General features: G+C 68.1%; 15 protein-coding genes. 6 read left to right on the forward strand and 9 right to left on the reverse strand.

Going from position 1 to position 16,178, the window contains the following annotated elements; translation table 11 throughout:
* Window positions 1-3 precede the first annotated feature (3 nt).
* On the forward strand, window positions 4-435 hold the full coding sequence (locus C1931_RS06085) for a DUF1801 domain-containing protein (protein WP_108755713.1): 432 nt from the start codon (window positions 4-6) through the stop codon (window positions 433-435).
* A 34-nt stretch (window positions 436-469) separates the two neighbouring features.
* Entirely contained in the window at window positions 470-868 is a 399-nt protein-coding gene (locus C1931_RS06090) for a DUF1801 domain-containing protein (RefSeq protein ID WP_108755714.1), read from the forward strand.
* Between the two features lie 80 nt (window positions 869-948).
* Here the strand turns inward: C1931_RS06090 and C1931_RS06095 are convergent, their stop codons facing one another.
* Window positions 949-2,406, reverse strand: a complete 1,458-nt coding sequence (locus C1931_RS06095; RefSeq protein ID WP_108755715.1) for an MATE family efflux transporter — start codon at window positions 2,404-2,406, stop codon at window positions 949-951.
* Window positions 2,407-2,468: 62 nt separating this feature from the next.
* Between C1931_RS06095 and C1931_RS06100 the strand changes: the two genes are divergently transcribed.
* Together C1931_RS06100 and C1931_RS06105 are read left to right on the forward strand one after the other, a co-directional pair.
* Window positions 2,469-2,708 carry a hypothetical protein gene (locus C1931_RS06100; protein WP_108755716.1) on the forward strand — a complete coding sequence of 80 codons (240 nt, stop codon included), beginning with the start codon at window positions 2,469-2,471 and terminating at the stop codon, window positions 2,706-2,708.
* A gap of 9 nt (window positions 2,709-2,717) precedes the next feature.
* The gene (locus C1931_RS06105) at window positions 2,718-3,125 is read left to right on the forward strand and encodes an RNA-binding S4 domain-containing protein (RefSeq protein ID WP_108752517.1); all 408 of its coding nucleotides are present in this window, start codon (window positions 2,718-2,720) and stop codon (window positions 3,123-3,125) included.
* Between the two features lie 88 nt (window positions 3,126-3,213).
* Here C1931_RS06105 and katG read toward each other — a convergent pair whose 3' ends face one another.
* The 4 genes from katG to C1931_RS06125 form a co-directional block, all read right to left on the reverse strand.
* Window positions 3,214-5,454 (reverse strand): catalase/peroxidase HPI, encoded by a 2,241-nt coding sequence (gene katG / locus C1931_RS06110; RefSeq protein WP_108755717.1) that lies wholly within the window; start codon window positions 5,452-5,454, stop codon window positions 3,214-3,216.
* A gap of 143 nt (window positions 5,455-5,597) precedes the next feature.
* Complete coding sequence (locus C1931_RS06115; protein WP_108755718.1) at window positions 5,598-6,197, reverse strand: DUF937 domain-containing protein; 600 nt, start codon at window positions 6,195-6,197, stop codon at window positions 5,598-5,600.
* A 168-nt stretch (window positions 6,198-6,365) separates the two neighbouring features.
* Window positions 6,366-8,957, reverse strand: a complete 2,592-nt coding sequence (gene mutS / locus C1931_RS06120) for a DNA mismatch repair protein MutS (RefSeq protein WP_108755719.1) — start codon at window positions 8,955-8,957, stop codon at window positions 6,366-6,368.
* A 110-nt stretch (window positions 8,958-9,067) separates the two neighbouring features.
* The gene (locus tag C1931_RS06125) at window positions 9,068-9,472 is read right to left on the reverse strand and encodes a barstar family protein (protein WP_108757670.1); all 405 of its coding nucleotides are present in this window, start codon (window positions 9,470-9,472) and stop codon (window positions 9,068-9,070) included.
* Window positions 9,473-9,626: 154 nt separating this feature from the next.
* Between C1931_RS06125 and C1931_RS06130 the strand changes: the two genes are divergently transcribed.
* A complete protein-coding gene (locus C1931_RS06130) occupies window positions 9,627-9,989 on the forward strand; it encodes a glycine zipper 2TM domain-containing protein (RefSeq protein WP_108755720.1) in 363 nt (120 codons plus the stop codon).
* Window positions 9,990-10,118: 129 nt separating this feature from the next.
* Window positions 10,119-11,504, forward strand: coding sequence for a hypothetical protein (locus tag C1931_RS06135; RefSeq protein WP_108755721.1), 1,386 nt, complete (start codon window positions 10,119-10,121; stop codon window positions 11,502-11,504).
* Here the strand turns inward: C1931_RS06135 and C1931_RS06140 are convergent.
* Genes C1931_RS06140 through C1931_RS06155 form a run of 4 tightly spaced genes read right to left on the reverse strand, consistent with a single transcriptional unit; the run spans window position 11,501 to window position 16,146 of the window.
* Window positions 11,501-12,622, reverse strand: coding sequence for an ABC transporter permease (locus C1931_RS06140; protein ID WP_108755722.1), 1,122 nt, complete (start codon window positions 12,620-12,622; stop codon window positions 11,501-11,503). The genes C1931_RS06135 and C1931_RS06140 overlap by 4 nt on opposite strands.
* Window positions 12,619-13,806 carry an ABC transporter permease gene (locus C1931_RS06145; RefSeq protein WP_108755723.1) on the reverse strand — a complete coding sequence of 396 codons (1,188 nt, stop codon included), beginning with the start codon at window positions 13,804-13,806 and terminating at the stop codon, window positions 12,619-12,621. The genes C1931_RS06140 and C1931_RS06145 overlap by 4 nt, the downstream gene beginning before the upstream one ends.
* On the reverse strand, window positions 13,791-14,804 hold the full coding sequence (locus C1931_RS06150) for an efflux RND transporter periplasmic adaptor subunit (RefSeq protein ID WP_108755724.1): 1,014 nt from the start codon (window positions 14,802-14,804) through the stop codon (window positions 13,791-13,793). The genes C1931_RS06145 and C1931_RS06150 overlap by 16 nt, the downstream gene beginning before the upstream one ends.
* On the reverse strand, window positions 14,797-16,146 hold the full coding sequence (locus tag C1931_RS06155) for a TolC family protein (RefSeq protein ID WP_234412905.1): 1,350 nt from the start codon (window positions 16,144-16,146) through the stop codon (window positions 14,797-14,799). The genes C1931_RS06150 and C1931_RS06155 overlap by 8 nt, the downstream gene beginning before the upstream one ends.
* Window positions 16,147-16,178: the final 32 nt, after the last annotated feature.

Raw genomic sequence — 16,178 nt, forward strand, 5'->3', positions numbered from 1 at the left:
GCAATGCCTTCCAAGCCATCCGCCGCCGCTGCGCCGAAGCTGTTGTCCGGCGGCAACCCGCAGATCGCCAAGGGCGATGGTGATGCACCGGTGCAGGCCTACATCGCCGCCATGCCCGGCTGGAAGCGTGCATTTGGCGAGCAGCTCGATGCCCTCATCACCCAGGCCGTGCCCGGCGTGCACAAGGCCGTGCGCTGGAATTCACCGATGTATGGCGTGGGCGAAGGGCAGGGCTGGTTCCTCAGCTTTCACTGCTGCACGCGTTACATCAAGGTCGCGTTCTTCCACGGCGCGCTGCTGCAGCCGCAGCCACCCGAGCCTTCGAAGCAGGCCACCACGCGCTATCTGCACCTGTATGAAGACAGCGTGCTGGACCGCGCACAACTGCTGGACTGGCTGCAGCAGGCACGTGCGCTGCCCGGCGCGCGCATGTAGTTTCCCTTTCCCACCGTACCGTGCGAGTGCAGACATGCCCAGGAAAGCTGCGGAAGCCGCCGAAGCAACACGCCCTGCCTCTGAACTGATCGATGCGCGCATTGCCGAACTGGGCGACTGGCGCGGCCAGACGCTGGCCCGCGTTCGCGCACTGATCCACCAGGCGCTGCCCGACGTGGAAGAGACCTGGAAATGGCGCGGCACGCCGGTGTGGGAACACAACGGCATCCTGTGCACGGGCGAAACCTACAAGCAGGCAGTGAAACTGACCTTCGCCCATGGCGCCGCGCTGCCAGACCCGAAGGGTCTGTTCAATGCCAGCCTGGAAGGCAATACACGGCGCGCGATCGACATCCACGAGGGCGCGATGCCTGACGCCACGGCGTTCAAGGCCTTGATCCGCGCTGCCGCCAAGCACAACGCCGCGAAGTAGAACGGTAGCGCCGGGCCATGCCCGGCGAGCGCAGCGGTGGTCAGACATTCGCCGGGCATGGCCCGGCGCTACCGGCGGGGTTACCGGGTCACGGCATCCGGGTCGGCTACCGGCGAGGGCGGGCAGGCTGGTACTTCCGACGGCGTGGCCAGAACTTCGGCCGGCGCCGGCGCGGTGATCATCCGCGCCTTGCGCCAGCCACCCCAGCGGTAATACGCCAGCGACAGCAGCATGGACACCAGCGAACCGGCCGGGAAACTCCACCAGATCGCATCGGCACCCCAGTACGGTTGCAGGAATTCGGCGAACGGCACGCGCACGCCCCACAGCGAGGCGGCCAGGATCAGCAGCGGCGGAATGACCGCACCGGTGGAGCGCACCACGCCGGAGATCACGAAGCTGACACCGAAGAACAGGAACGAGCCGATCACCACGTGGTTCAAATGGCGGGCGATCTGCAGCGATTCGCTGCCCTGCGGCAGGAACAGCGCCAGCGAATACTGGTCCAGCGCCACCAGCGGCAGGATCAGCGCACCGGTCAGCAGGAAGTTGAACAGCACGCCCTGCCGCGCGGTGCCGCGCACGCGGTCCCAGCGCTGCGCGCCGACGTTCTGCGCGGCCATCGACGAACACGCCGCACCGATGGCCATGGCCGGCATCTGCACGTAGTTCCACAGCTGCAGCGATGCGCCGTAGGCGGCCGCGGTGTCGGTGCCGTACTGGTTCACCATGGTCATCAGCATGATGACCGACAGCGAGATCAGCACCATCTGCAGGCCCATCGGCACGCCCTTGACCACCAGCGCGCGCAGGATGGTGAAATCGAGCTTGAACAGGTGCATGTCGGCGCGTCCCAGCCACAGCGTGTGCCGCTTGTGCCGCATGTACAGCAGCAGGCCGGCCAGCGACAGCGTCTGCGACACCAGCGTGGCCCAGGCCGAGCCGGCAATGCCCAGTTCCGGGAACGGGCCCAGGCCGAAGATCAGCACCGGGTTCAGCGCGATATCCAGCACCACCGACACCAGCAGGAAGCGGAACGGCGTGCGCGAATCGCCGGCACCCCGCAGCGCGGCGCTGAGGAAGGCGAACGCGTACAGCGTGGGCATGGCCAGGAAGATCACGCGCAGGTAGGCCTCGGCCAGCGGCAGCGACGCGGCCGGCGTGCCCATCGCTTCCAGCAGCGGGTGGGCCAGGAACCAGCCGGCGATGGCGATGACCACCGACAGGCCGATGAAGAACGTGGCACTGGTGCCGACCACACGCCGCGCCTGGCCGATGTCGCGCGCGCCGATGGCCTGGCCGATCAGGATGGTGGCGGCCATGCCGAAGCCGAACACCGAGCCGATCAGGAAGAACATGATGTTGTTGGCGTTGGCGGTGGCCGTCAGCGCGGCCTCGCCCAAAAAGCGCCCGACCCACACCGCGTTCACCGAACCATTCAGTGACTGGGCGATGTTGCCGGCCAGGATGGGCAGCGCGAACAGCAGCAGGTTGCGCCCGATCGGGCCGGAAGTCAGGTCAAGCGGCGCTTTGGCCATGGGCTGGAGATCGAATGCCGGGAGGCGCACACTAGCACCAAGCCGGTTTGCGGGGTGTGGCAATGCAGCAGCAACAGCAGGGGGTGTGCGGGATTGCGCTGGCCTTGATCGTGGCCGTGCTGCCCGCATGTTCCATGGACGACCGCCTGAGCGATACCCAGATACGGCCGACCGACCGACCCGAATGCCTGGTGGGCAGCCAACGCCAGGACCTGGCCTCTGGTGTGAAGCCGTTGATCGGCGGCACCGGCTGCCGGGTCGACCCGGACAACCCGCGTCCCTTGAATCGACCCCCGGAGTAGTTTCCGCCGATGCATGCGCTTTCCCCGCTGCCGCCCAGTGTCCGCCTGGATATCTGGCTGTGGGCGGCCCGTTTCTTCAAGACCCGCAGCCTGGCCAAGCAGGCCATTGAAACCGGCAAGGTAAGCGTGGCCGGCCAGCGCCCGAAATCCTCACGCGCGGTGCGCGTGGGCGAGCAGGTGCAGGTGGACCGTGGCGAGGAACATTTCGAGATCCAGGTGCTGGGCATCAGCGACCAGCGCGGCCCGGCGCCGGTGGCGCAGCAGCTGTATGTGGAAAGCGAAGCGTCGAAGGCGCGGCGGGCCGAGCAGCGTGCGTTGCGCATCGCCGCCCGAGATGGTTTCCAGCCGCCGGAGCACAAGCCGGACAAGCGCGCGCGGCGGTTGATCCGCGCGCTGGGTGATCTGGACGCGTTGTAACGGCGTGATCGTGGTGCGTTCACGGTAGTCGCCCACCTTGGTGGGCGATTTGTTGTGTGCCCACCAAGGTGGGCACCTACCAAACGGGTCAGCCGTGCAGGTCGTAGCGGTCCAGTTCCATCACCCGGGTCCAGGCGGCGATGAAATCCTGCACGAACTTCTTCTCGCCATCGGCACTGGCGTACACCTCGGCCAGCGCGCGCAGCACGGCGTTGGAACCGAACACCAGGTCGGCGCGGGTGCCGGTCCAGCGGGCGGCGCCGTCGTTGCGGCCACGGCCTTCGTAGCTTTCGCGGCCAGTGGCCTTCCACTGCGTGCCCATGTCCAGCAGGTTCACGAAGAAGTCGTTGCTGAGCGTGCCCGGGCGTGCGGTGAACACGCCGTGCTTGCCGCCATCGGCGTTGGCACCGAGCACGCGCAGGCCGCCGACCAGCGCGGTCATCTCCGGCGCGGTCAGGGTCAGCAGCTGTGCCTTGTCGATCAGCAGCGCTTCGCCCGGCACCGCGTAGGCGCCCTTCAGGTAATTGCGGAAGCCATCGGCGGCCGGTTCCAGCACCGCGAACGATTCCACATCGGTCTGTTCCTGGCTGGCATCGGTGCGGCCCGGGGTGAACGGCACGCTGACCTCATGGCCACCGGCCTTGGCCGCCTGTTCGACGCCCACGCCACCGGCCAGCACGATCAGGTCGGCCAGCGACACCTGCTTGCTGCTGCCGGCATTGAACGCGGCCTGCACCTTTTCCAGCGCGGCCAGCACCTTGGCCAGCTGCTGCGGCTGGTTCACCGCCCAGTCCTTCTGCGGGGCCAGACGCACGCGTGCACCGTTGGCACCACCGCGCTTGTCCGAGCCGCGGAAGGTGGAGGCCGACGCCCACGCAGTGGACACCAGCTCGGCCACGCTCAGGCCGCTGGCGGCGATCTGCTGCTTCAGCGCGGCGATGTCCTTGGCGTCGATCAGCGGGTGCTGCGCTTCCGGCAGCGGGTCCTGCCAGATGAACTGTTCGGCCGGAATTTCCGGGCCGAGGTAACGCGCGCGCGGGCCCATGTCACGGTGGGTCAGCTTGAACCAGGCGCGGGCGAAGGCATCGGCGAAGGCCTGCGGATTTTCCAGGAAACGGCGCGAGACCTTTTCGTAGGCCGGGTCCATGCGCAGCGAAAGATCGGTGGTGAGCATGGTGGGGCGGTGCTTCTTCGACGGATCGTGCGCGTCGGGAATTACCGCGTCGGCGTTCTTGGCCACCCACTGGTGGGCACCGGCCGGGCTCTTGGTCAGTTCCCATTCGTTGCCGAACAGGATTTCGAAGAAGTCGTGGCTCCACTGCGCCGGGGTGCGGGTCCAGGTGACTTCCAGGCCGCTGGTGATGGTGTCGCCGCCCTTGCCGCTGCGGAAACTGCTGGCCCAGCCCAGGCCCTGGTTTTCCAGATCGGCCGCTTCCGGTTCCTTGCCCACGTTGTCGGCCGGGCCGGCGCCGTGGGTCTTGCCGAAGCTGTGGCCACCGGCGATCAGGGCGACGGTTTCTTCATCGTCCATGGCCATGCGGCCGAAGGTATCGCGGATGTCGTGCGCGGCCAGCACCGGGTCGGGGTTGCCGTCCGGGCCTTCCGGGTTCACGTAGATCAGGCCCATCTGCACTGCGGCCAGCGGGTTTTCCAGCTTGCGCGAATGCACATCGCCGTCGGCATCATCGTCGGACACCAGTACGCCGTGGTCTTCCTGCACGCCTTCGGAGCCGTGCTTGTATCGCACGTCGCCACCCAGCCAGGTGGTCTCGCGGCCCCAGTACACGTCCTGGTCCGGTTCCCAGGTATCGGGGCGGCCGCCGGCGAAGCCCAGCGTCTTGAAGCCCATCGATTCCAGCGCGACGTTGCCGGTGAGGATGAGCAGGTCGGCCCAGGAAATGGCCTGGCCGTACTTCTGCTTGATCGGCCACAGGAGGCGCCGTGCCTTGTCCAGGCTGACGTTGTCCGGCCAGCTGTTGAGCGGAGCGAAGCGCTGCTGGCCGCGACCGCCGCCGCCGCGGCCATCGCCGATGCGGTAGGTGCCGGCGCTGTGCCAGGCCATGCGGATGAACAGGCCACCGTAGTGGCCGAAGTCGGCCGGCCACCAGTCCTGCGAATCGGTCATCAGTGCCTTCAGGTCGGCCTTCAGGGCGGCGTAGTCCAGGCCCTGGAACGCCTTGGCGTAATCGAAGCCGGCATCGAGCGGGTTGGAGCGCGCGGAGTGCTGGTTCAGCAGGTCCACGCGCAGCTGGTTCGGCCACCAGTCGCGGTTGGTCGTGGCGTCACCGACCACGGCATGGTTGAAGGGGCACTTGGCTTCGCTTTTCATGGGTATCTACCTGTGGGCTGGCGAAATGGGAATCGGGTTCAAGCCCACGATAGGCAGGGCCTGACGATCGGTAAATTCGATTGATTCAACCAATGCGATAGTGGTGACCTATGGTGCCGTCTGCATAGGACGATCGTGGCCGATCAGCGCTTCAACAGGCCGGCGCCCAGTTTCATCAGGTCGCTGGCGCCGAACTGGCCATCGCCGTCCTGGTCCAGGACGCCGCCCAGCAGGCTGCCCAGACCGCCGCCGCTCTGCGCTTCCTGCCCCAGCGCACTGCTGAGTTCAGAGGCATTGCCCTGCTGGGCAAACCGCTGCGCCAAAAACGACATGACGATGGGGGCGAGGATCGCCAGCAGCTTGCCGGAGGTGCCGCTGTCCAGCCCGGTCTTCTGGCCAAGGGCCGCGGCCGCCTGCGGCTGCTGGCCGCCGAACACGTGGCCGAGGATGCCGGCGCCGTCGGTGGCACCGCTGCCACCGCCGCCCATCACCGCGCCGAGGATGCCGCCCAGGTCAAAGCCGCCGCCGCCGCTGTGGTCGCGCTGCAGGGCATTGAGCAGGGACTGCGCGCCCTGCGGTTCACTGGCGTTCTGGCCCATGGCGCCCAGCAGCAGGGGCAGGGCGCTGCCCACGGCCTGGCGGGTCTGCGCGCTGTCCAGGCCAAGCTGCTGCGATACCTGCTGCAGGCCTTGGCCCTGCTGCAGTTGCTGGAACAGGGATGCGGCGAGGGATTGGGTATTCATGGCGGTCTCCGTTCAGTGAAGGAAGGACCGCTCGAGCATAACGCCGGGTACACGACGGAAATGCGAAGGGTTCATGGCGCCGGGACGGGCGCCATGCCGACCGGTAGCGCCGGGCCATGCCCGGCGGCACATGACCTGGTAGCGCCGGGCCATGCCCGGCGGGGGCCGTTACAACAACGCCTTCAACCGGTACAGCGCTTCCAGCGCCTGCTTCGGGGTCAGCTCGTCCGGATCGATCGCCGCCAGCGCTTCCTGCGCCTTGTTCGAGGGCGCGGCGAACAGGCCGAACTGCTGCGGTGCATCCAGCGCCTGCGGGGCCACGGCGGCCGCATGGCTTTCGCCACCGCGCTGTTCCAGCTCGGCCAGGCGGCGCCGTGCCTGCGCCACGGTGGCGCGCGGCAGGCCGGCCAGCGCGGCCACCTGCAGGCCGAAGCTGCGGTTGGCCGGGCCGTCCTTCACTGCATGCATGAACACCAGTGCCTCGCCATGCTCGACCGCATCCAGGTGCACGTTGGCAATGCCACTGGCACCGCCTTCGTGCTGCTCGTCGGCCAGCGCGGTCAGTTCGAAGTAGTGGGTGGCAAACAGCGTGTAGCAGCGGTTCTGGTAGGCAAGGTGGCGCGCGACCGCATCGGCCAGGGCCAGGCCGTCGTAGGTGGACGTGCCACGGCCGATCTCGTCCATCAGCACCAGCGAATGCGCGGTGGCGTGGTGCAGGATGTAACTGGTTTCGGCCATTTCCACCATGAAGGTGGACTGCCCGCGGGCCAGGTCGTCGCCGGCGCCGATGCGGGTGAGGATGCGGTCGATCGGGCCGATCAGGGCACGGCTGGCCGGCACGAAGCTGCCGATATGGGCCAGCAGCACGATCAGCGCGTTCTGCCGCATGTAGGTGGATTTACCACCCATGTTCGGGCCGGTGATGACCAGCATGCGACGGTCCGGGTGCAGGTCCAGATCGTTGGGTTCGAAGGGCTGTTCGCGCACCGCTTCCACCACCGGGTGGCGGCCGCGTTCGATCTTCAGGCAGGGCTCGGCCTGCAGTTCCGGGCGCGCCCAGTCCAGCGCCTGTGCGCGTTCGGCGAAGGCGGCCAGTACGTCCAGCTCGCTCAGTGCGGCGGCGCACTGCTTCAGCGGTTCCAGCTGGCTGCCCAGGGTGTCCAGCAGTTGTTCGTAGAGGTACTTTTCGCGCGACAGCGAACGATCGCGCGCGGACAGCACCTTGTCCTCGAACGCCTTCAGTTCTTCGGTGATGTAGCGCTCGGCACTGGTGAGCGTCTGCCGGCGGGTGTAGTGCACCGGCGCGCGATCGGACTGGCCCTTGCTGATTTCGATGTAGTAGCCGTGCACGCGGTTGTAGCCCACCTTCAGGGTGGGAATGCCGCTGCTCTCGCGCTCGCGCAGTTCCAGGTCAACCAGGAACTGGTCGGCGTGGGTGGACAGGCGGCGCAGCTCGTCCAGCTCGGCATCGAAGCCATCGGCCAGCACGCCGCCATCGCTCAGCTTCAGCGGCGGCATTTCGGCAATGGCGCTGGCCAGCAGGTGCGCGCATTCGTCGTGCTCGCCCAGCGCGGCGTGCAGGGTCTGCAGGCGCGGCGAATCCAGCGGTGCCAGCACCTCGCGCACGGCCGGCAGCAGGCCCAGGCCATCGCGCAGGGTGGAAAAATCACGCGGGCGCGCCGAACGCAGCGCCACGCGGGTCAGGATGCGTTCCAGATCGCCCAGGCGGCGGAACTGTTCGCGGATGTCCGCATCGCTGCCGCGGTCGATCAGCGTTTCCACCGCATGGTGGCGCTGTACCAGCACATCGCGCAGGCGCAGCGGGCGGTGCAGCCAGCGCCGCAGCAGGCGGCCGCCCATCGGCGTGACCGTGCTGTCGAGCACGCCCAGCAGGGTGTTGCGGGTATCGCCGTCCACCCGCGTGTCCAGTTCCAGATGGCGGCGGGTGGCGGCGTTCATCGCGATCGCCTCGCCGGCGGTTTCCATCGCAATGGAGGTCAGGTGCGGCAGGCGCTGCTTCTGGGTTTCTTCCACGTACCCGAGCAGGGCGCCGGCGGCAGCGGTGGCACGCGGCTTGTCGTCGATACCGAAGCCGCTGAGGTCGTGCAGCTTGAAGAAGGCCAGCAGCTGGCGGCGGCCACTGTCGGCATCGAACAGCCACGGCGCGCGGCGGCGCACACCGGTGCGCTGGCGCAGGAACTCGGGCCAGTTTTCTTCGTCGGGCACCAGCAGTTCGGCCGGCTCCAGGCGGGCCAGTTCGGCTTCCAGCGCGTCGTCGGTTTCCACTTCGTTGACCAGGAAGCGGCCGCCGGCCAGATCGGCCCAGGCCAGGCCATAGCCCTGCTTGCTGCGCGACAGCGCCATCAGCAGGGTGTCGCGGCGCTCGTCCAGCAGCGCTTCGTCGGTGACGGTGCCGGGGGTGACGATGCGCACCACCTTGCGTTCCACCAGGCCCTTGGCCAGCGCCGGGTCGCCAATCTGTTCGCAGATGGCCACCGATTCGCCCAGCGCCACCAGCCGCGCCAGGTAGCCTTCGTAGGCGTGCACCGGCACACCGGCCATCGGAATGGGCGCGCCGCCGGAGCTGCCGCGCTGGGTCAGGGTGATGTCCAGCAGCCGCGCCGCCTTGCGGGCGTCGTCGTAGAACAGTTCGTAGAAGTCGCCCATGCGGAAGAACAGCAGCAGGTCCGGGTAGTCGGACTTGGCTGCGAAGAACTGCTTCATCAGCGGGGTGTGTTCGGCGGACTTGTCTTTGGACATGGGGCTCGTGGATCAGGGGTATCCGCCGCGGGAAGGCGCAGGGCGGAGACGGGTACAGGGCTGCCCATGGTAACGGCTAGGGGCGGCTCGGCGCGCCCCGCCAGGCGCCCTCATTGCATCCGCAGGCTGATGTTCGGGTGCCCGGCAAAGATCTCCATCACGATCTCGAAGTAGGTTTCGCCTTCGCCGCGCTGCAGCGCCCGTAGTTGTCGCTCGACGGTCGCCGTGTTGAACGCGGCGGCGTTGTCCAGCTTGTCCTGCAGCCACGCCCGGGTGGTGGCTTCACCCAGCGCGTGGCGCGTGTGGGCGATGTCCTTCCAGACCAGTGTTGCCGTGGCGTGCCCGGCCAGCACCCCGTAGCCGCCGTACAGCAGGTCGTCCAGCGCATCCAGGCTTGGCCCCAGCTGCCAGTCTTCGCCCGCCATGAAGACGCGGTTGATCTCGGCGTAGAAGCTGGCGATGTCATGCACGGCGCTGCCTTCCAGCACCAGTTCCAGCGGCGCATCGTTGTGCATGCACGGGTCTCGGTCCACGGTTTCATCACTGTAGCAATGCGGTGCGGCGTAGATGAACCGCACATGGCCGTTCAGCGCGCAGTGATCTGGATTTCACCTGTGGTTGCCACCGCCCACGAGACACTTGCGCCATACCGCAACACAGGAGACCGCCATGAATACTTCTATCCGCGTACTGCTGCTGGGCAGCCTTCTGGCAGCGTCGTCGGTGGTCGGTGCACAGACCTATGGCCCGCGCGATGAAGGCCGCAAGTTCAACGATGGCAGCCGCGTGGTGTGCAAGAACGTAGAAGTGCAGCGCAATTCGCGCGACCCCAACCGCATTACCGGTACCGCCACCGGTGCGGTGGTGGGTGGCCTGCTGGGTAACCAGGTGGGCGGCGGCAACGGCAAGAAGCTGGCCACCGTGGCCGGTGCCGTGGCCGGCGGTGCTGCCGGTCGCCAGATCCAGGGCAACCACCAGAGCAAGACCGGCGACCGTGTGGTCGAGCGCCGCTGCGAACGCGTGTACCGATAAACCCTTTGTAGTCCCTTCCACCTGCAGTACCCGAACGCCGGCCTCGTGCCGGCGTTCTTCGTTTGCGTGGGCGTACCACGGGGCCGGGCGGCGCCCTATACTGCGCCAACTTCCAAGGATGAACGCGCTGTGAACGAATCACCCGTTGCTGCGCCGCAAGCCGTGCCCACACCCACCCACGCCGTGCCGGAAGCGAACAGCCGCTTCAGCCGGTTGCGCGAGCGTGCGGACGAGCTGGAGCTGTTCATTTCCGGCCTGCTGGCGTTTGCCCTGCTGGCCGTGCCCGGTTACCTGTTCGATGCCTGGGCGCGCAGCAGCCTGCATACCGAAGGCATGTACTTCCAGCTGCTGTGGTTTGCCTTCAGCACGGTGGTGGGCATGTGCTACGTGCTGGCGGTCGCGCTGATCGCGCACCTGACCGTGCGCGGCTACTGGATCGGCCTGGTCGGGCTGAAATCGCATTTCCCCGAGGGCATCGACTGGGCCGCGCTGCAGAAGATGGGGCCGGTGTCGCGTGCGTTTCTGCGCGCGCGCGATGGCGGCCTGGACAGCAGCATCCAGCGTGCGGACCGCCTGGCCACGCTGCTGTTTTCCACCACGCTGATCTGCGTGCAGACCTTGGCCGGCACCCTGGTGCTGGCAATGGTGACCTTGGCCATTGCGATGCTGATCGCCTTCCTGGCCGGTGGTTCGGACCAGGTGGCGATGGCGGTGGTGGGTGCGTGCCTGGTGAGCCTGCTGGCGCTGGCGTTCGTGCCGTTCGCGCTGGAAAAGGCCATTGCCCGGCGCCACGCACGTGGCCGCCCGAGCGAGGGGCTGGAACGCGCGCTGCAGCGCTTCCTGGCCGGCATGCAGCGGGTGCCGTTGCTGCGCTTGATGCAGACCATGCAGCTGACCATCCAGAGCAACCTGCGCTCGCGCTCGTTCATGGTGGGCTACCTGCTGGCCATCGGCGTGGCGATGGTGCTGGCGGCGGTGCAGGTGGCCGGTTCGGTGAAGTTCTCGCTGTTCAACCGCTACCAGGTGCTGACCGAGGAGGCGGTGGACAACGGCATGCTGAGCGCGCACTACGAGTCACTGCGCTCGACGCACGACCAGCTGCTGGCCTACCCGATGATTCCGGCCGATACGATCAGCAGTTCGCGCCTGCGGCTGTTCATTCCGCATCGCCCGCAGCGCGACAACCCGCTGGCACGGCGCTACTGCACGGCCTTGCCCGGGGGCGAGAACAGCGCCGAAGGTGCGCCGGCGGCACGTGCGGCAGTGGACTGCCTGGCGTTGATCTGGACCATCACCCTGGACGGCAAGCCGGTGGCGCTGGCCGACTTCGTGCCGTTCGAGCGCCGCGATCTGGAAATGCGCGGGCTGGTGGGCTATCTGCCTTTGCAGGGCCTGGCGCCGGGCCGGCATGACCTGCACCTGGTCTGGCATGCGCAGGGCGAGAGCACAGGGCCCGACCGCCGCCGTGAGTACCGCATTCCGTTCTGGTACACGCCAGACGACAGCAAGGATTAGTCGTAACTGCGTGGCGCGCCGCCGTGCAGGCGCCGGTAGGCCAGCGTGCCATAGAGCATCAGCAAACCACCCAGGGTGATCAGTTCGTGGCGGACATCGGCCAGGCTGGCGTCCATCTGGGTCAGGCGCACCATCAGGTTGATGCCGGCGGTGGTGGGCAGCAGCTGCGACAGCCAGACCAGCGGCGTTGGGGTCATCACCGCCGGCCATGACAGATTGGCCAGGAAGAACAGCGGGATGGAGGTGGCGATGACGTACTGGAACGCGCGTTCGCGGGTGCGGAAGAAGCTGCCCACGAACAGGCCGAAGGCCACTGTGGCGGCGATGAACAACGTGCCGCCCAGCAGTTGCCCCAGCGGGTTGCCGCCGCGCGGGTAGTCCTGCACCCAGGCAGTGAAACCGGCGTAGTAGAACAACCCGAACAGGCCGATGAGGCCAAAGCCCAGCGCCATGCCCAGCAGGGTGGGGCGGTCGAAGCGCAGGCGCCGGCCCAGCGCCAGGCGGCGGCCGCCCAGCAGCACGCCGATGCCCATCAGCAGGGTCTGGTGCACGATCAGTTCGGCCACGCCCGGCACGATGGCGCTGCCGTAGCCTTCCTGGGTGTTGTACAGCGGCCGCTGCACCAGGGTGACCGGTGGTGCCTGCGGGGCGCCCATGAAGGCGGCCTGGATGACGGCCGCATCGCGACCGAACGCGCCCAGCGCATCGGCCACGCTGCCCAGTACCCAGCTGGCGCGGCCCAGATAGGCACCGTTGCCGAGCAGTACCAGCTTGGCGGGGTGGCCGCGCAGAATGTCGCGCTCCAGGTTCGCCGGAATCAGCACGATGCCTTCGGCGTGGCCGGCTTCCAGTTGCTGGCGTGCGCTTTCGATATCGGCCGGTTGCCCGACCACCCGTGCCACGCGCAGCGCATCCAGCGTGCGCAGCAGTTCGCGGCTGGTGGCGCTGTGGTCTTCGTCCACCACCAGCACGGGCAGATCGCCGGCCACCTGGTGGCGATACGCGGCCGGGTAGAAGAACGAGTACAGGATGACCGCGCCGACCATCACCACGATGGCGTAGCGGTCCAGCAGCACGGCCATCAGGGTCTGCCGCAGGCTGCGCCACACCGCGTTCATGCGCTGGCCCTGGCCGCTTGCGTGGCCGGTGCGCTGCGGGCGAAGGCGATCAGCCGTGCGCCGCCGATGCCGCCGGCCACCACGATCATCAGCAGCAGGGTGGCCAGTGGCCACAGCGATACCGCCAGCGGCGCACCGACGAACTGCTGCTGGGTCTGCAGTTTGATGTAGGCGCTCAGCGGCAGCAGCAGGTGCCAGATGCGGGTGAACAGCGGCGCATCGATGACCGGGAACGTGGCGCTGGAAAAGGCCAGTGCGGTGCCGATGCTCAGGCCCACCGCCGACAGTGCGGTGCCCATGTCACGGGTGACGCCGACGAAGAACAGCGCGTAGCTGGCGGTGGCCAGGTAGAACAGCGGCTGTGCCAGCAGCAGCAACAGCACGCTGCCGGCAATGCCATCGCCGCGCAGCCACGCCAGGTAGGCGACACCTGCGGCGCCGTACATGGAAAACAGCAGCACGTAGGGCGCGATCTTGCCCAGCAGCGCCGACCATGGCGTGCGCTCCAGCCAAGCGCGCAACGTGCCATCGCGGATCTCGCGGCCCAGGCTGCCGGCCACGGCCAAGGCCAGCACCAGCGACAACACCGCCGGAAAGATCAGCGGCAGCAGGAACAGTTCGTAGCTGCGCGCCGGGTTGTACAGGATGTCCGACTGCACGGCGATGGGCGCGGCGCGCAGCTTGCCGGGGCCGACCTGCAGGCCGATGCGTTCGCGCAACAGGCGCGCGCCCCAGGCCGATACCGCATCGCCGATATCGCGCGCGGCCGACTGCCCGGTGGTCATGTAGGTGGCGTTGTAATAGGCGAACACCGTGCCCTGGCGCCCGCGCAGCGCCTGGCGGGTGACATCGCGTGGCACCAGCACCACCGCGAACACCTGCAGGCTGCGCAGCTGCGCCTGTGCTTCGTCCAGGCTGACCGGTTGCGTGGCCACGCGTACGCCGGGGCTGGCATCGAGCATGCGCAGCAGCAGGCGGCTGTCGCTGCTGTGGTCCAGATCGACCACGGCAATGGGCACATCGCGCATGACCGATGCGGAAAACATCCAGGCCATCACCGCCAGCATCAGCAGTGGCAGCAAGGTGACCAGGGCCAGGTCGGCACGGTTGCTGCGCAGCGCACGCAGTTCGCGCCGACATGCAGCGCCGATGCCGGTACTGTCCGGGTTCAGTCCTGCGGCCATGCGAACAGCACGCTCATGCCGGGCCGGAAGCCTTCGACACGCTGCACCGGGCGTACCCGCACTTCGAAGCTGCGCACGTCGTAGCCCGACGACTGGCGCGTGCTGCGCCAGGTGGCGTAGTCACCGGCCGGATTGATGAAGTACACCTCGAAAGCCGCGTCTTTTTCCAGCGCGGGAATCCGGCCTTGCAGGCGGCTGGCGACCTTCAGGCCCTGCATCTGCGATTCGCGCAGGTTCATCGACACCCACATGCGATCGATGTCGACCAGGGTGAACACCGGGAAGCCGGCCGGCACCAGTTCGCCCGGGTCGGCCATGCGCTTGTTGATCTCGCCGGCCACCGGGGCGCGGCCTTCCACTTCGGCACGGGCGGCGTTGACTTCGGCCACCGCGCCCTGTGCCTGCTGTACCTGGCCCTGTGCGGCACGCTTGTCCTGTTCGCGTGCGCCGGCCAGGGCCATGTCGTACTGCGCGCGCGCGGCACGGGCCAGTTCGCGCGAGCTGGTGGCCTGGGCGTGGGCTTCGTCGCGCTTCTGCCGGGTCATCACGCCTTCGTTGAACAGGTTCTGCACGCGGCCGGCGGTGGCCTCGGCCAGGGTTGCACCGGCTTCGGCGCGCTTCCAGTTGGCTTCGGCGGCACGGATGTCTTCGCGGCGCGCGCCTTCGTCGGCCTTGTCGGCCACCGCCTGGGCGGCGGCCAGCGCACCGTGGGCCTGCTGTTCCTTGGCCGCCACTTCCGGGCTGTCCAGCAGGAACACGATCTGCCCGGCCTGCACGCGGTCGCCTTCGCGTACCTTCAGTTCGGCCACGCGGGCGGTGATCTTGGCGGCCACGTTCAGTGTGTCCGCGTCGGCCATGCCCTGGATCTGGTCGGCCGGGCTGCGCCACGCCAGCCACAGGCCCAGCACCACCACCAGCAGCAACACCACCACCAGGATCAGGCCGGTACGGCGCTTGCCCGGTGGCGTTGCTGCGTCATCGTGCAATACATCACTCATGGTCGATCACCTCGTCCGCGCGCCGCCGGTAGTCTTCGAAACGGTCCATCTGGCCACTGATCTCCAGCAACTGCGCCAGCGCCACGTCGTACTGGTACGCCGCCTGCGAACGCTCCACGCGGGCGCCGCCCAGGCCCAGCCGTGCATCGATCACGTCCAGCGATGTGGCTTGGCCCTCGCGGAACGCCAGTTCCTGCAGGCGCAGGTTTTCCTGTGCCTGGGCAATGCTGCTGTCCAGCAGCACGAACTGCTGGCGGGCGGTTTCCAGTTCGTTCCAGGCCTTGCGCACGCCCAGCGCGACCTGGTTTTCGGCTTCGCGCAGGCCGGCCTCGGCCTGGTCCTGCTGCGCTCGCGCCGCGCCGATCTGCGCCGGCCGCGAGTTGGGCGACAGGAAGGTGTACTTCAGCCCGATGCCGAACGCCCAGTCCGGGTCGGTCAGCATTTCATCGCGGCGGCGGAAGTCGTACTGGCCGAAGGCAAAGATCTGCGGTTTCAGTTTGGCTTGCTGCACGCGCACGCCTTGCTCGGCCTGCGCCACCAGCGCACGCAGGCGTGCAATCTGCGGTTGCCGCGCCTGCGCGGTGCGTTCGAAGCTGGCCACCGGCTCCAGCGGCGCGCGCTGCACGAACAGCGGCGAGGTGGGGCGGACCTGGCCGCCACTGCGCAGCAGGGTGGCCAGGGCGGCCTGCAGCGTGGCCAGATCGTTCACGCTCTTCTGGTACTCGCGTTCGGCCTTGTCGCGGGCCACGGTGGCCTGCAGGCGCTGGGCCCGCGTGGCGAAGCCTTCGCGTTCCAGTTTCTGTGCATCGGACAGATGGCGTTCCAGCCCGTCGCGCACATCGCGGCGCACGTCCACCGCCTGTTCGGCCAGGCGCTGGCCGAAGTAGGCCTGCGCCAGCTGCACGGTGATCGACTGGCGCTGCGCTTCGCGCTCGGCGCTGGCCTGTTCGCTGGCGGCGCTGGCCGCGCGCTGCGCCGCGGGAATCACCCCGCCGGTGTACAGCGGCAGTACCGCGGTCACCACCGGGCGGGTGCGCCAGTCGCGTTCGGTGAAGGTCAACGGCGAGTCGATGCCATAGGCCTCGGCCACCGGTGCCAGCGAGCCCAAGGGCAGGGTAAGGGTCTTCTGGAACTGCAGGCGGCGCACTTCGCCGGTGATCTCGGGCAGACGCAGCAGGCGGGTGGCTTCCTGCAGTTCCTGTTTGTTGCGCACGCCGGCATCGGCGGCGGCCAGCGCGTCGGACACCTGTTCCAGCCGTTGCCGCGCCTGTTCCCAGTCCAGTGCCGGTGGTGCCGCGCTGTCAGGCAGGGACTGCGCGCCGCCGGCTGTGGGCAGCCACAGCGCACAGATCAGCAGGGGCGCGCCTGCGCGTT

This window comes from Stenotrophomonas sp. YAU14A_MKIMI4_1 (assembly GCF_003086855.1).
Taxonomy (GTDB): Bacteria; Pseudomonadota; Gammaproteobacteria; order Xanthomonadales; family Xanthomonadaceae; genus Stenotrophomonas.

Excerpts from the sequence above, each read along its gene's own strand:
- mutS (WP_108755719.1), bottom strand. The coding sequence starts at position 8,957 with ATGTCCAAAGACAAGTCCGCCGAACACACCCCGCTGATGAAGCAGTTC.
- C1931_RS06130 (WP_108755720.1), top strand. The coding sequence starts at position 9,627 with ATGAATACTTCTATCCGCGTACTGCTGCTGGGCAGCCTTCTGGCAGCG.
- C1931_RS06140 (WP_108755722.1), bottom strand. The coding sequence starts at position 12,622 with ATGAACGCGGTGTGGCGCAGCCTGCGGCAGACCCTGATGGCCGTGCTG.
- C1931_RS06090 (WP_108755714.1), top strand. The coding sequence starts at position 470 with ATGCCCAGGAAAGCTGCGGAAGCCGCCGAAGCAACACGCCCTGCCTCT.
- katG (WP_108755717.1), bottom strand. The coding sequence starts at position 5,454 with ATGAAAAGCGAAGCCAAGTGCCCCTTCAACCATGCCGTGGTCGGTGAC.
- C1931_RS06105 (WP_108752517.1), top strand. The coding sequence starts at position 2,718 with ATGCATGCGCTTTCCCCGCTGCCGCCCAGTGTCCGCCTGGATATCTGG.
- C1931_RS06150 (WP_108755724.1), bottom strand. The coding sequence starts at position 14,804 with ATGAGTGATGTATTGCACGATGACGCAGCAACGCCACCGGGCAAGCGC.
- C1931_RS06095 (WP_108755715.1), bottom strand. The coding sequence starts at position 2,406 with ATGGCCAAAGCGCCGCTTGACCTGACTTCCGGCCCGATCGGGCGCAAC.
- C1931_RS06085 (WP_108755713.1), top strand. The coding sequence starts at position 4 with ATGCCTTCCAAGCCATCCGCCGCCGCTGCGCCGAAGCTGTTGTCCGGC.
- C1931_RS06145 (WP_108755723.1), bottom strand. The coding sequence starts at position 13,806 with ATGGCCGCAGGACTGAACCCGGACAGTACCGGCATCGGCGCTGCATGT.
- C1931_RS06125 (WP_108757670.1), bottom strand. The coding sequence starts at position 9,472 with ATGCACAACGATGCGCCGCTGGAACTGGTGCTGGAAGGCAGCGCCGTG.
- C1931_RS06115 (WP_108755718.1), bottom strand. The coding sequence starts at position 6,197 with ATGAATACCCAATCCCTCGCCGCATCCCTGTTCCAGCAACTGCAGCAG.
- C1931_RS06100 (WP_108755716.1), top strand. The coding sequence starts at position 2,469 with ATGCAGCAGCAACAGCAGGGGGTGTGCGGGATTGCGCTGGCCTTGATC.